The organism is Vibrio sp. YIC-376 (assembly GCF_052353105.1).
Taxonomy (GTDB): domain Bacteria; phylum Pseudomonadota; class Gammaproteobacteria; order Enterobacterales; family Vibrionaceae; genus Vibrio.
Genome location: NZ_JBBWFK010000001.1, coordinates 746,260 through 759,556 on the forward strand (window position 1 = coordinate 746,260; position 13,297 = coordinate 759,556).

General features: G+C 37.1%; 11 protein-coding genes and 2 pseudogenes. 3 read left to right on the forward strand and 10 right to left on the reverse strand.

Going from position 1 to position 13,297, the window contains the following annotated elements:
* Positions 1-996: 996 nt before the first annotated feature.
* The 3 genes from WJM94_RS03330 to dkgB all read right to left on the reverse strand — a co-directional run bounded on the left by WJM94_RS03330 (position 997) and on the right by dkgB (position 2,864).
* Positions 997-1,308: a MoaF-related domain-containing protein gene (locus WJM94_RS03330; RefSeq protein WP_444492814.1), complete on the reverse strand. Its 312-nt coding sequence runs from the start codon at positions 1,306-1,308 to the stop codon at positions 997-999.
* A 169-nt stretch (positions 1,309-1,477) separates the two neighbouring features.
* Complete coding sequence (locus WJM94_RS03335) at positions 1,478-2,062, reverse strand: NAD(P)H-dependent oxidoreductase (protein ID WP_444492815.1); 585 nt, start codon at positions 2,060-2,062, stop codon at positions 1,478-1,480.
* A 1-nt stretch (position 2,063) separates the two neighbouring features.
* A complete protein-coding gene (dkgB, locus tag WJM94_RS03340; protein ID WP_444492816.1) occupies positions 2,064-2,864 on the reverse strand; it encodes a 2,5-didehydrogluconate reductase DkgB in 801 nt (266 codons plus the stop codon).
* 110 nt (positions 2,865-2,974) lie between these two features.
* On the opposite strand from dkgB, the gene WJM94_RS03345 reads away from it, so the two are divergent.
* Entirely contained in the window at positions 2,975-3,880 is a 906-nt protein-coding gene (locus WJM94_RS03345) for a LysR substrate-binding domain-containing protein (RefSeq protein ID WP_444492817.1), read from the forward strand.
* Between the two features lie 193 nt (positions 3,881-4,073).
* On the opposite strand, the gene WJM94_RS03350 is transcribed toward WJM94_RS03345, so the two are convergent.
* The 5 genes from WJM94_RS03350 to WJM94_RS03370 form a co-directional block, all read right to left on the reverse strand.
* Positions 4,074-4,454, reverse strand: a complete 381-nt coding sequence (locus WJM94_RS03350) for an HVO_A0114 family putative DNA-binding protein (protein ID WP_444492818.1) — start codon at positions 4,452-4,454, stop codon at positions 4,074-4,076.
* A 123-nt stretch (positions 4,455-4,577) separates the two neighbouring features.
* Complete coding sequence (locus tag WJM94_RS03355) at positions 4,578-4,772, reverse strand: hypothetical protein (RefSeq protein WP_444492819.1); 195 nt, start codon at positions 4,770-4,772, stop codon at positions 4,578-4,580.
* 174 nt (positions 4,773-4,946) lie between these two features.
* Positions 4,947-5,705, reverse strand: coding sequence for a hypothetical protein (locus WJM94_RS03360; protein ID WP_444492820.1), 759 nt, complete (start codon positions 5,703-5,705; stop codon positions 4,947-4,949).
* Between the two features lie 293 nt (positions 5,706-5,998).
* On the reverse strand, positions 5,999-7,402 hold the full coding sequence (locus tag WJM94_RS03365; protein WP_444492821.1) for a relaxase/mobilization nuclease domain-containing protein: 1,404 nt from the start codon (positions 7,400-7,402) through the stop codon (positions 5,999-6,001).
* The gene (locus WJM94_RS03370; protein WP_444492822.1) at positions 7,392-7,937 is read right to left on the reverse strand and encodes a chromosome partitioning protein ParA; all 546 of its coding nucleotides are present in this window, start codon (positions 7,935-7,937) and stop codon (positions 7,392-7,394) included. Before WJM94_RS03370 ends, WJM94_RS03365 begins: the two co-directional genes overlap by 11 nt.
* Before the next feature lie 591 nt (positions 7,938-8,528).
* On the opposite strand from WJM94_RS03370, the pseudogene WJM94_RS03375 reads away from it, so the two are divergent.
* Positions 8,529-9,193 (forward strand): annotated as a pseudogene (locus WJM94_RS03375) (transposase); the annotation flags it as partial.
* A 74-nt stretch (positions 9,194-9,267) separates the two neighbouring features.
* On the opposite strand, the gene WJM94_RS03380 reads toward WJM94_RS03375, so the two are convergent.
* On the reverse strand, positions 9,268-11,172 hold the full coding sequence (locus tag WJM94_RS03380; RefSeq protein WP_444492823.1) for a recombinase family protein: 1,905 nt from the start codon (positions 11,170-11,172) through the stop codon (positions 9,268-9,270).
* Between the two features lie 98 nt (positions 11,173-11,270).
* Between WJM94_RS03380 and WJM94_RS03385 the strand changes: the two are divergent.
* A pseudogene (locus tag WJM94_RS03385) lies at positions 11,271-11,528 on the forward strand (carboxypeptidase M32); the annotation flags it as partial.
* A gap of 744 nt (positions 11,529-12,272) precedes the next feature.
* Here the strand turns inward: WJM94_RS03385 and WJM94_RS03390 are convergent.
* Positions 12,273-13,061: a carbohydrate-binding protein gene (locus WJM94_RS03390; protein ID WP_444492824.1), complete on the reverse strand. Its 789-nt coding sequence runs from the start codon at positions 13,059-13,061 to the stop codon at positions 12,273-12,275.
* Between the last annotated feature and the right edge of the window lie 236 nt (positions 13,062-13,297).

Below are 13,297 nucleotides of genomic sequence, written 5' to 3' on the forward strand. Positions count from 1 at the left end.
TGTTTCAGCTGATTTTTTAGATATCTAAAAAATCATCCAAGCGGCAATCGAAGTACATCATCAGTTAATACAATGTCATTTTCCAGATCTAAATTGGCATTGTCCATCTGATTGAAGCATTCAGTCCCCCGAGCTTACAGCAGTATTTTCGTGCCGCAACCAACCTTTAGTTTTGGATAATGTGCGAAACCAAAGGTGTACCTCCTAAATGACATTCGAGGTATAAATAACCTTTCTAACCTACTCTAGTTACTTAAAGTGAACCGACAAATTTGCCCATCAGCTGCTCCAGAACGAAGTGTACTCGGTTATGTTGCCCCATTTAACCTCTAAGCACTCCCACTTCATCTCTGCGACTTCTTAACTGAAATCTGAAACAAACGATTAAATTCAGTCATGAACTCGTTCTGTTGCATGAAAGCCATACAAATACACGAGTGGCAGTTCTGGTGAATCACATACGGTTGAGCCTATGCTTCAAAATAAATGACCACGATCTCTGATCTTCAAAACCAACCTCACAGATGTTCAGGATGTCCACAACCCAACGATGCTGCATATATGTTAGAGCAGACCGTAAATTATTTTCGCGGTCAAACTCAGACAAGTACAGATCAAGTAGTTATAATTCCTTAAGCTCAGGAATCAGGTTTGCTTGTAACGGTTGTGATGGTAAGTTCAGCTCAAATTAGCCTGCTCAGTAATGCTGAGTATCGAATCCGAAAGCACCTACTCGAGACTGAATTGTTTTCTTGCAGAACACGGTTACCTGGCTCGGTTGTCTTTCATTCCGCTTATGGTGTCATATCGACTGTGGAGAATTAACAAGTTAATTAAGAACCGTGTCTGGATGATTTAGTCGAGTCAAGAAGATTAAAAAAACGAGGATTGCATTTTCGCCATCCTCGTTTTTAACTAAAATCTTTGCTTAATATATTTAAACTCTTAAAATAGTCGAAAAATCTACACTTGATAAATCAAAAGACTAGAGAATATTCAACTAAGTGTGCCTTCCATTACGTAAAAATCTCCTTCCATTGTAGTGTAGTAGGCATAGGAGATACCTTTGCTAAAATTATCACAATGGACGACGGTATTGTTATCAGACTCCTGCCAAGAAATCAGAAAGTTACCGTCTGTGAGTTCTCGCCATTTATAAGGCACATTCATTAGAGTACCTTTCATTTCGCCGTTTAAAAACTCAACGGTTATAATTTCCTCACTATCATGATAAGTATTTTTTACTTCCAGACCGTTATCCATTTTTATAATAAATGTTTGGCCTGAGTAAGGGAATTTGTATGACATTGATTTACTCCGTCAACTTGTGTATTTATTAATAATTGATAACTTTAATAAGCATTAGATCAATATTACTTTAACTAAAGTATCAATCTATTCATAACGTAAGTGAATTGATACACAATGTAATCTGAAATATGTTCTTAACTGAGTTTCTCGCGCATGAGTCGCGAGTTTATTCAGAGAACAGTTCTTTGAGATGAGCTTTATATCTTTCTAAATCGCTCTCTATATTAGGATTTTTTATTACGTCATTGCACATGAAAGTCTTCATAGGGGACATCCCCAAGAACTGATGGGCTTTATGAAACGGTAAGTAAACACCGTCAATACCAACTCCTTCAAAAAACTGAGAAGGATCCGTGAATGCGTCATGCGGAGCATTCCACGTAACCGAAAGCATGTAGCTTTTTCCTTGAATCAACCCACCTGAACCGTATTTTTTTTCGCTATCGGTCCTTGTTCTCCCATCGCTTTGGTACAAACGACCATGTCCGAGGGTAAACACGTCATCAATATACTTTTTCACAATCCATGGAGTTCCCATCCACCAAGCTGGATTTTGATGAATCACAACATCCGACCATAACCATTTTTCTATTTCAGTCTCTGTGTCGTAACCTTTATCGATCTCAGTAACTTTGACGTTATGGTTCAACTCAGTCAAATAACTTTCAGCCAATGCAACCAAGCTATCATTGAGAACTCCTCCTGAGTGAGCAAACTGCTTGCCGCCGTTAATGATTAAAACATTGCTCATTTTAGTCATCCCACTTTGGTGCAAGACCATCGGGACTCACTTGACGACCGTTACGCTCGAGGTCATCAATTAAATCAATATCCTCGCTAGATAATTGGATCTTCTGTGCTTCAAGGTTACTCATTAGATTTTCGCGTTTGGTTGACGAAGGAATCACTGCATATTCCTTGGCTAATGCCCACGCCAATACGATTTGCGCTGGTGTAGCTTTGTATTTATCTGCAATATCAATAATCAGAGGATCTTTTAGAACATCCCCATAGGCTAACGTCATATAAGAGGTTACTTGAATACCGTTTTCCCGCATAAATGACACCAGTTTTCGGTTTTGCAAGTATGGACTTAGTTCAATTTGGTTGGTGGCAATATTTCCTTTGCCTATCGCATCAAACGCTTTGTTTAACAACTCGATGTTGAAGTTTGATACGCCAATTTGCTTAGTTAATCCCAATGACTTTGCCTCAAGTAGTGCGTGCATGTACTCTTCAACATTCTCGTGGGTACCAGGCCAGTGAATCAGTGTTAAATCTACATAATCTGTTTTTAATTTAACTAGACTCTCTTTGAGACTTGGAATGAGTTTATCCTTAGACATATTGTCTACCCAGATTTTGGTTGTGATGAACAACTCTTCTCTAGGTAAGTTTGACTCAGCTAATGCTTCTCCAATGCTAGCTTCGTTACCATAGATTTGAGCAGTATCAATCACGCGATATCCAACTTCTAACGCGTTAAGTACTGAACTTTTAACCACTTCGCCCTCTAAGCGAAAAGTGCCAACACCAAATGAAGGTACTGTCATAATGTCTCCCAATTATCTATTTGTCGTTAATTACTGATGCAAACTTTACGCGGCAGTAAAAGTTCCGTAAAGTTAATATTAGTTAATATTATATTTACATAGAGTAACGAATGAAATCGACCTTAGATGAAATGAAAGCACTAATTGCGGTTGTAGATACAGGAAGTGTGAAAGGGGCGTCAGAACTACTCTCCATCACACCCGCTGCGGTGAGTCGCACTATTTCAAGGTTAGAAGCCAAACTCGAAACCACCCTGTTGAGCCGCACCACCCGTAAACTGAGCGTCACATCGGAAGGAAGCGTATATTTAAAAAAAGTTAGAAAAATACTCGAAGAAGTGGAAATCGCTGAAGAACAGTTGAGAATCCAAAAAGTTACGCCTTCAGGGCTTTTACGTATCAATACTGCAACTCCTTTTATTCTTCACGGACTTGCTCCTTGCATTTCTCGTTATCAAGCCCTCTATCCTGATGTTGAGATCGAACTTACGACAAACGAAGAAAACATTGATTTGGTTGGTAAACACACCGATATCGCTATTCGCATTGGTCAGTTAAGAGACTCGACATTAAGAGCGGTATTTATTGGCAACAGTAGAATACGCATTGTGGCCAGTCCCGAGTATCTAAAAATGTTTGGAACACCAAGTAGCATTGAAGATCTTTCAAACCATAGGTTATTGGGATTTAGTAGACCTGAAGTACTTAAAAATTGGCCACTCATAGATGAAAACAATAAAATCTTTAGAGCTACGAGTAACTTAAGAGCGGACAATGGTGAGGTAATTAGACATCTAGCGTTAGCTGGTGCTGGTATCGCATGCTTATCTGACTTTATGACATATCGAGATAGAAAAAGTGGTAGCTTGGTCGAGCTGTTCGAAGAGTCCTCGCTTAAAATTGAGCAACCCATTCATGCGATTTACTATAAAAACTCTGCCACCTCTTTGAGGATCTCATCATTTATCGAGTTTATTAAAAAAAACCTAAAGGTTGATAAAAACGAGTTTATGTAAATGATCTTCAATATAAATAATTAACTCTAGACTAAGTTGCGATATATACCTCAGGTAATTCATCGATTCAAATAACTTTTCCCACTCATCTTCAGCATAATCACGTGGTGGAAGTTTTACTTTAGAACTAACTTACAGTACAGATATAAGTTGCTGTTTATCAGCACAAGACATTAACTGTTTGATTTAAAAATTAAAAGAACTGTAGGAGTTGGGCTTCCAGTTCTTTACCCATAAGGATCTCAAAAGATGTATAAATTGCATTAAGACGCTCTTCGTTTCCACATCTATCAATACGAACAAAACCCTTAGATGCAAGCTCATCAATAGAAATCGAAAGCTCTTCGACACTGTGACCTGTGATCTCAGATAACTTCCCGACACTATTTGGTCTCTCATGATAAATCACATTCAAAAGCTTAATATTATCGTTAGTTAAAACCTGTGACAGCTCCGTTAATGATGTAAACCACAAAAGAGGAAAATTTTCGACATGGTTTAATTTACCGACTGAAACATCCAACATATACTTGCGAACGAGTTCTTCCGAGGCGATTCCGATTCTAGCTTTCATAGCCTATCCATGTTAATAAAAATAATAATTTCCTTTAAATCAAAGGAAAACTAGTGATAATAATGATAAATTACATTGGGTTTATCAAGCCATAGCAATTAATTTGTTAAAACAACTGTATTATTATTCGCTACTTTGATGACTAACAATAATCTTGAGGAGATCTGCCGTAATATTAATTGCTTTAGAGCCTGATGGTATATCCATTTTATCTTGATATTGCACCCAAACCTCTCCGTCTTTAGATATGCGGATCATTGCGAATGTGTCGTTAAGAAAGGACTTATTGACGCCAAGTTGTTCATGTATGTCATCCATATGGAATCTTCCTATACTACTCTAAACAGATCCCAATGATAGTAATCCTTTATTTAGCGTTAAACAAGAGTATCTAATTAAAAATTAGGTTTAAAGTATAGCAAAGAGATTATATAATAATAAAACCAGCTCTTTTAGCTGGTAGTTGTCAAAGTTATCTTTGAACCATAGTTATTAAAAGAAGCACTCTATCGACTTTCTTTGACTATTCATTTTTTTAGGCTTATCGCCTTGATCAAAGCAATCTAATTTTTCCTTATGCTTTAAAAAGCGTGTAGCGTTAAGCTTGCTTGAAATTTTAAAACCCGATAAGTTATTAACATTTTTTATTCGATTGATCAGTGCTTTATCATAAAACAACATATTTTGAAAAAGTACGTCAGGCATGACATAAGCATCTAATACTTGTTTAATTCTATACATTGCCTGATACAAATCCTGTGCTTCAACTACAGTTAACAAACCTTCTAAAGCCAGCTTTTCAACAATGTCTGCGACCTCATGTACAGGCTTTGAAACCTTTGCCGCCTCTTTCTTAATACCTGCTCGGTCAACCTCAAAGTATCCTCGGCATTCATTCACTTTTGCTTCATGATATATTCTATAATAAGATTTGTGTTTAGCTATAAACTTGTCGTAAGCCCCTTTGGTAACATTATACTCCCCTGACTTTACACATTCAGTTACATCATTCTCTAGAAACTCTTCAAATGTATATTTTGGAATGTCATCAATACGTTTTTTGGCAACAATGACCACCTTATTCTTAGGACACCCATTTCTAACTTCTTCATCACATCTTTTAATATTTAGTCGAAGATAAAGAGTCATTCCTTTCCTATGTCGATATGGCGTGTAGTTCCTACCATCATCAAGTATATTATTTCTTTTCTTGTCAATCGCGACATTCATTGCATCTACGTAATTAGCCATAACTAAACCTTACAACTTATTCTTATCTTTTAATATAAGATATCAGTTAACTTTATATAAGTAAACAAACTGTAATTTACAAAAAATATAATTGTAAGAGATTGATTCGTAAACTTTATCTAATACAAACAAACTAATATTCATTATTATTGACAAATAAAATTAATAAATAAATCATTAACTATGACGAATCATTGATTTTTAATAATTAGTGAGGCATTAAAAAATAATGACTAGTGAATTATATATAGAAAGTAATATAATTACATTTAATGACAGCTATAAATATTAGGCTACTTATTTATACCTTTGTGATCCTGGCTAATGATACTTTCTAATAGTTTGTTCACCGAACTTCGTTGTGGTTTATCATTCTTGTGTAAGATATCAACATGAGCAGTAGCAATAAAAGTCTTATAGTCACTCTCAGAAATCTGTTTTGTGCTTAAATTTTCAAATACATTTTCCATTGTTTTTCGCTTAGTGATACAACTAAATGCTTTATCAAGAGTATCCAAAAATAGCGCTTCAATAACTGTTTCAAAACCCATTTCGACATCTTTAAGCATAGAAATCATCTCAACGACATACACGACATCAGAAGCGCCTTTTAATCTTTTACGTGCTCTCAGATTCCATTTCATGTCATCTATGAATTGTTCCACTTCTTTGCGATATCTAACATTCACAGAAAGCATCACAAGATAAGTCCTCATATCTTGATCTTGCTTACTTTCATAAACTCTAAGCGCATTGTCTGATTGTTCTTGAGCGTGCGCAGCCGCTCTTTCAAGTTCTTCTTCATAGTTACTCAGGTCCTTACAGGCGTCATTTAGAATACCGTTTCCAATAAGCTTTCCGAGTGTATATTTTCGATTTCCACCTAACTGGGAGGCAGACATTCGAACCCCGTCGAGATTAAATACGATACCCACCGCAATCCCCTTCTTTGTTTGTAGCTCTACTTTGAGGCTTGAATGTGTTGACTCAACAGCAGTGACAAACTCTGCAAGATTAGAGCGTGGCTTTAACTTATTGATACCAGTTTTTACCAGCCGAGCTATTTGAGCCTTTTTGTTAAATGTTTTAGCGTCATTAATATCAGCATAGGAATCGTAACCAATCTCATTACTACTTACTAATTGTCGCAGACCAAACTCTATCTCTAGCTCCCTCATTACTTCTTGTGCTCGTATCTTGCTATATGAGTCTTTGACGCGCTTTCTTGTCACCATATCGATGGTAGATGTGACTATATGTATATGTTGTTCATCTGTATCATTATGTTTAAAAGCAATATATCGGCAATTTGCGTAACCTAAATGGTTCATCAACTTTTTAGCTGTTTTGCACCATTGGAAATTAGTTAAACTCTCATTAGTATCTAAACTTACAATCATGTGCTTAAACTGCTGTTTGGCGGTTGGATTAAGCCTTATAGACTCCTGCATCTCCCTTATCGCAAGTGTCATATCTAACATCTCCCCTGGTGAGTTTTTAGCATTTACAGGGATATGTATAATATTATTTGCATAAATAAATTCTGTTACTGCATCAGCGCTTTTAGTGGCTCCTGCACCATAATTTACTAAATATTTAGCCACTCGTTCATCGTCACCAGCCACATACTTTATGAGAGCATCTGCGGTCTGCTCAGTGTGCTTACCGCCTTTTTGTACAGGTTCCTTATAGATCATGACTTGACCCTCTTAATTCTTTCAGTGCCTGAACAAGCTTGTCTTCACTTAAATGCTGTTTTGCTATTTCATAAGCCGCTTCTTGAGTAAAGCTATTCACTAGCAAGTGACGAGTTGCCTGAAACTCTCTTAATAGTCCCGCTAATATTACAAGAGTACTTTCTATTTCATCTCTTGTGAGAGCTTTACTATTCTCAATATCGGTGCCAATTGTTTTAATTTGATCACTGAGTTCTGAAGTTTCTGTAAAGAACTCTTTAGATGCCTCTAGAATGATGGGTTTGACTTTTACAGCATTATTGATGACGTCACGAGTAAATGCTGAAAGCTTTGAATAACCAGCCATACATTGCTTTTTAACTAGTTCTTGATATTCTTTTTCAGTGAGATTTGTCTTTACTGATTTAATCTGCAAATCAGCAGGTTCTTTACGAGATTTGTATTTCTCTTTTTTTACTGTCTTAATGGCAGTTTCAATAGCTCTAAAATCTCTTGCACCTACATTTCTTAAAATGTCTAACATATCGTTGTTCATAATCATTACCTTTTATTGTATCTATACTCACCTCTCAAATAATTAGATATAACTATTAAGATCTAAGACTAACAGCATATGATAAACCAGCGCTAACACCGAAGGGGGTTAGTGCAACCAACCAGAATGGGCGGAGTATTTGTCGGAGTTTTTATTTGGGACAAATAAACGCGCAGACACAGCTTGCTTCAAAAATTCTTTCTTATATTATCAATTTAAATAATAACATTTTCAATATTTATTTAACCAAAAAATCACCAAACTTTTAATTTAAACATCACCCTTAAAAAAGAATATAAAAATCATAATGATAATATACCTTGATTAACTTGGAACGTTTTAGTTACTTACAATATAAGTAGAAAAAAGTCTAATTCACTTAATCATGAAGAAGTCATGACATATTATTTTCTTGGAATAATTAGTCAGTAGTTATTAGAGTGTAAAAGTTAAATTATTATTACTTACTGTAAATTAATAACTAATTCACATTAAATAAAAATAGATTTTATCTTTGTTATAGATGCTGGTTTTTTGCAGAAATCTAATGAACTAAGTCAGAATCTTACGATCAGTTCAGGACACTTTTTCAGGGCGTTGCAAGGCTCTATCGACTTCATTTTTAGATTCGCAAGAGTGTTCCGTTGGTTTGTCCCTATACCTTTATAAGTCGCCGAGCTAAGGATGTTGAGATTTGCTTGAAAACCTCTTCACGAGGCACTATTCAGCACTTAATCATTGGTGCACTGGACTAGAGGTATACGGTGGAGGCGAATGGAAAGTGAAAAAGCATGGAACCGCAGGTAAGCTGCGAGCCTGGCGTAAACCACATCTTGCTGTTGATACCGATACTCATGAAATTATCACAGTTTAGCTGACACTATCCAGGCGGAACAGGTGTAGAAGCACTCCCCAATCTACTCAACTAAGTCATCAAGGAAATCTCGGGAGTTGGTGCTTACGAATTCAGAGAGAACCACAAAGCGATTTGAGTTAAGAAAACGATACCTCCAAGTCCTAAGCAGCCTTTATGCAATCTGCAGTTGGCTGCCAGAGACTCTATGGTTCGAACAAAAGTGCATGGTTACCATAGACGTTCATTGTCTGAAACCGAAATGTATCGCGTGAAAGTGTTACTTGGAGTATCACTCACTCTTAGTAATGAAAATGCATAAGCTGTGGACAGTCATGCCATGAACAATGCACTCAAGAAGCTCACTTGGATAGGTATGCCCAAAACTCAGTATTTCGCTTAAAAGACGAACGATTTAGCTAGCGTGCACTCGTAAGCTTGATTCAACAACAAAGTATCTATACCCTTAAATAAGTATTAACTTTCATCTTCAGATTGATTTATGATTTCATTCATAAAGGCTTCAGCAATATCCGACGCAAACCAAAGGTTCTCTGTACTATTTTCATTTTCGTTAACTAATGTACCTCTTTCACCTAGATTCTGGAAGTTATCAAAACCTACATCGTTCCATGCTTTCAGTTGCGCCTCCGTGAAACTTCCCAATGACTCATCTGCAAACTCGTCACTTATCTTTGAAAATAAAAGTGCGTTTGTTTCAGCACTCACAAAAATTGATAGTTTCTTGTCCGTATAAAATTCCACGTCAACAACATTTACAATTGCATTCTCAAAAAGATTTGGATATCCATAACATTCTAACTTCTTTTTTTCCATGTGCACTTCGATTTTGCGTATACATTGCATCAAAATACTCTTAACAAAAGTCCTCGCTTCATTATTGTTATAATCTCGAGCATCGTTTACTGTTCTAATAAATTTTTTAATATCGTTAGGTGCAATCTTAAATTGTTTAAATTCAAGTTTCTGCTTAATCAAATCCTCTTTTTCATTTTCTAAAGTTTCATAGTCGAATTTTAACTTTAATTTAATTTTTTCATCTTTAACTGTACGACGCATATCTATGACATTAGCCATTTCTAAATCAATTTCTTCTAAGCGATCAGAGTTGCGAATTATGTCAGCTGGCTTAACTTGAGTATTTATTAAATTATAATCTATATGCCTCGCTACCGAGATAAGAAATGCGTCTTCAATATAGTCTTGAATGATGCTTTTACAACAGTTAGCTGTTTCCTTGTGCTTTGAACAATGTAATCTTCGTCTAATTCCATGTTTTTGCTTCTGTGGCTGAGAGCCAATACTTCTACCACATTTTGCACATACTGACTTATTTCCATAATCAGTCAATAAATATACCAAGCCATTTCTCTTGCTTTTGTCACCTTTATTCGAACCATATCGGCGTTTTTTTATCGCTTGAAAGGTGTCAAATTCCTCTTCAGACATAATTGCTGGATAGTATGATCTTAACACATAGTCTTCTACATGCTTCTTCCCATCCTTCTGATAGTTGAGGTTAACCACATATCTACCACAAAGAGCTTGATTAGAAACAATGTGTGATAAAGTTGATACACCCCATACATCATTCTTTGGTTTTCTTGAATTAGCAGGAGAATGTTTTAATTGTGATGGTGGCTTAATGCCACGGTTTAGCAGCTCTACACTAATAGGCCGAAGTCCCATTCCTTGTTTAAAATGCATATCAACAATTAATCGAATAATTTCCTCATGCTCATTGAGTTCAAAACCAGTCTTAATTTTGGGGTGAGGTCGTTGCTTTCTACTTATCCAAAACGGAAGAGGACCAGCTAAATCCGAAACCCCTCCTTCTTCATGTGTTGCTATTTGACCATGTAGAAAGTCAATCGAGGCCTCTGTCTTTCTTAAGGATTCTTTGTGCGCTCTAACCATCTCAAGTACTGATAAAATCATCGTTCCAAGAGGGTCTTTTGCCATAGTTTCCTTCGAGTAAATTTTTTCATCCGCAGCAGTAACTACAACTATGTCTGCATTTACTAGCGAAGCTAAGGTTGCTTGTGCAATATATGGTTGTTCTCGACTTAAACGATCAAGTGATTCTACAATCAGCACCGAGCCAGGCTTAATTAACTGTTTTTCAACAGCAGCTAAAAAGACTCCTAAAGCTCCTTTTGTTTTATGGTGACCATGAAATGCAGAAAGACCTCTATCTGTCATCACCAAGTCTTTATTGATTTTTAAGTTAAACTTCGCTGAAACCTCATCAATAAATTTCTTTTGCCTCGCTAATGAGCGGCCTTTTTCTTGTCTAATATTCGAAAATCTGCTGTAAGAATAAATCTGGGGTTCAGTATGAGAAAAATGTTCCAACTTCATCTAAATAACCTATCCATGAGATGACTGTATAGTTATGACTGTTCGCTAAGCCTATGTCAATAAATACTTTTTTAAAAAGTATCAGTGTTCAGTATGCAGACGGCGCATTCGGTTACTTCCCGAGCTACACATTAGGCGCGATGTACGCGGCTCAGTTTATGGCTGCAATGAAGAAGACGGTTGACGTTGACAGTGTTATTCGTTCTGGTGATTTAAGCCCTATCTTTACTTGGCTATCTGACAATATCTGGAGCAAAGGTAGTCTCTTAACGACGGGAGAATTGGTGAAACAGGCGACAGGTGAGACACTGAATCCTGTCCATTTTCAGACCCATTTAAAAAATCGTTACCTCTAGTTTGGTTATTTATATACGGGCTACCGTGAGGTAGCTCGTATCTTTTTGTTTACTGCTTTATACCTTATTGATGTTACAAAGATTTATGAACAACTGCTAATTTTTAGCTTCAGATTTTATCTGATGTGATATTGCTAATCACTCTCTTACTTCGTATGAAATCACGTGGTACGAGAGTTTATTATCCTTCCGATTGCTAGCACCGGGATTTGATATTTTTGTACTTCGAAATCGAGACAAATGCTGCATAGGTAGTTGAACATGCCCACACATAATCCAGTCGGGTTTCATTTCACTGGTCTTTAATGCCGCACGAAAGGAGTTGGATCCAAAGTCATTTCCGTTTTGCATTGGCACCTTTATCTTTGTTGGTGATTCGTGATGGAGAATAACATTACAGTCTGCATAGCTATGATACTCTTCACATCCATAAGCTATTGCGTCGAGCATTACACCATTCAATGCTCACTATTGATTCATCTTCAAACCATATATCCGGTTCTTTTAACCAACCTATATTCACTAGGTCGTGATTGCCACTACACACTCCAACTTGAGTTAGCTTAGATGTACATTGTGGCTGGCACTTTGATTAAGTTGATCGAGTAGTACGAGTCAAGCGTCCATTAACGTAAAATAGTTGAAGATTGTCTACGTTTTGTACACAGTATCTATCTGCTAGAGCACCGGAGCTATACAATCCGCAAGTAAGTAAAGGTAGGAGTATTTTTGTCGATAGTTTCATCACATACCCTCCTTGTTATACCCAACACATGGATCTGACGGAATTACAATGAGATCGGTTCTGTCCCCTATCATTTTAGCTATGCGTTCATGGCCAATGCGGGATTTCAGTGCTCTTTCCGGTGTATTGTAGTAGGCAAGGTGAGGTGGATTGAAGTCAGGATCTTCTTTTTTGAGAAGTAAAAAACAATGATCTAAAGCCAGCTCTTCGTTATAGGCAATAGCTGCAGATGTAGGGGTCATTTTTATTGTGTCATCGAGAGCAATCTCCGTTTGCTTTTTCCATACGTAGCTTGCGGCGATGGCTACCTGTGTATAGTTCTGTTTATCTAAAGGATAAAAAGTCTTCAGCGCTTGTTCATAATCATCTCGTATGCCGTTACTGTCTTCATCACTTCCAAGAACTGGACTGGCAGGTGGCGTCGGAGGGCTTACGTCAAAGTCGGATAACTTGCGCCATGCTATTGAATCCGCAGGTATCTCATCTTTTGACCACCATTTTGCTAAGTAGTGGTTGGCGTTAAGCCGAACAACGTCACCGCCATCGTACTCTGTGTTCGGCTCCCAGTCTTTAATACTAGAGCTTTCGATGAATACCCAGCCATCCCAGTTTATGTCGTTCATTACAGGTTCAATGCCTTTAGTCCAATGTGAGGAAATGTAAGTATCACCTTGCCATGTGACGATATCCCCAGCCGTGTATACTTGGTCTGAGAGCCACTCACTGGTGGCGAAGGCACTTTGAGAGAAGATTATGGTTGCTAAACCGACTATCTTTGTTAGCTTCATGGATTTGTCCTTAAAAGTTAAGTAGTGATTGATCCTGTATGATTACTTGATCATCAGAACTCTCTCCACCATTAAAGATCGTGCTCGTCTCGCTTCCCGAGTCTTTACCTGTAGGGTTTGGAAGGAGTATTAAAGGGGATTATTTTTATGTGACGAAAAATTGCCATGTCTAATACGACTGTTCAAATTCGCGTAGGAAAATATTCGATTGGCTTGGCGTGCAATCATTAGAAAGA

What these genes read in the sequence shown, in the direction of transcription:
- WJM94_RS03330 (WP_444492814.1), bottom strand. Translation starts at nt 1,308, where the DNA reads ATGTCATACAAATTCCCTTACTCAGGCCAAACATTTATTATAAAAATG.
- WJM94_RS03335 (WP_444492815.1), bottom strand. Translation starts at nt 2,062, where the DNA reads ATGAGCAATGTTTTAATCATTAACGGCGGCAAGCAGTTTGCTCACTCA.
- dkgB (WP_444492816.1), bottom strand. Translation starts at nt 2,864, where the DNA reads ATGACAGTACCTTCATTTGGTGTTGGCACTTTTCGCTTAGAGGGCGAA.
- WJM94_RS03345 (WP_444492817.1), top strand. Translation starts at nt 2,975, where the DNA reads ATGAAATCGACCTTAGATGAAATGAAAGCACTAATTGCGGTTGTAGAT.
- WJM94_RS03350 (WP_444492818.1), bottom strand. Translation starts at nt 4,454, where the DNA reads ATGAAAGCTAGAATCGGAATCGCCTCGGAAGAACTCGTTCGCAAGTAT.
- WJM94_RS03355 (WP_444492819.1), bottom strand. Translation starts at nt 4,772, where the DNA reads ATGGATGACATACATGAACAACTTGGCGTCAATAAGTCCTTTCTTAAC.
- WJM94_RS03360 (WP_444492820.1), bottom strand. Translation starts at nt 5,705, where the DNA reads ATGGCTAATTACGTAGATGCAATGAATGTCGCGATTGACAAGAAAAGA.
- WJM94_RS03365 (WP_444492821.1), bottom strand. Translation starts at nt 7,402, where the DNA reads ATGATCTATAAGGAACCTGTACAAAAAGGCGGTAAGCACACTGAGCAG.
- WJM94_RS03370 (WP_444492822.1), bottom strand. Translation starts at nt 7,937, where the DNA reads ATGAACAACGATATGTTAGACATTTTAAGAAATGTAGGTGCAAGAGAT.
- WJM94_RS03380 (WP_444492823.1), bottom strand. Translation starts at nt 11,172, where the DNA reads ATGAAGTTGGAACATTTTTCTCATACTGAACCCCAGATTTATTCTTAC.
- WJM94_RS03390 (WP_444492824.1), bottom strand. Translation starts at nt 13,061, where the DNA reads ATGAAGCTAACAAAGATAGTCGGTTTAGCAACCATAATCTTCTCTCAA.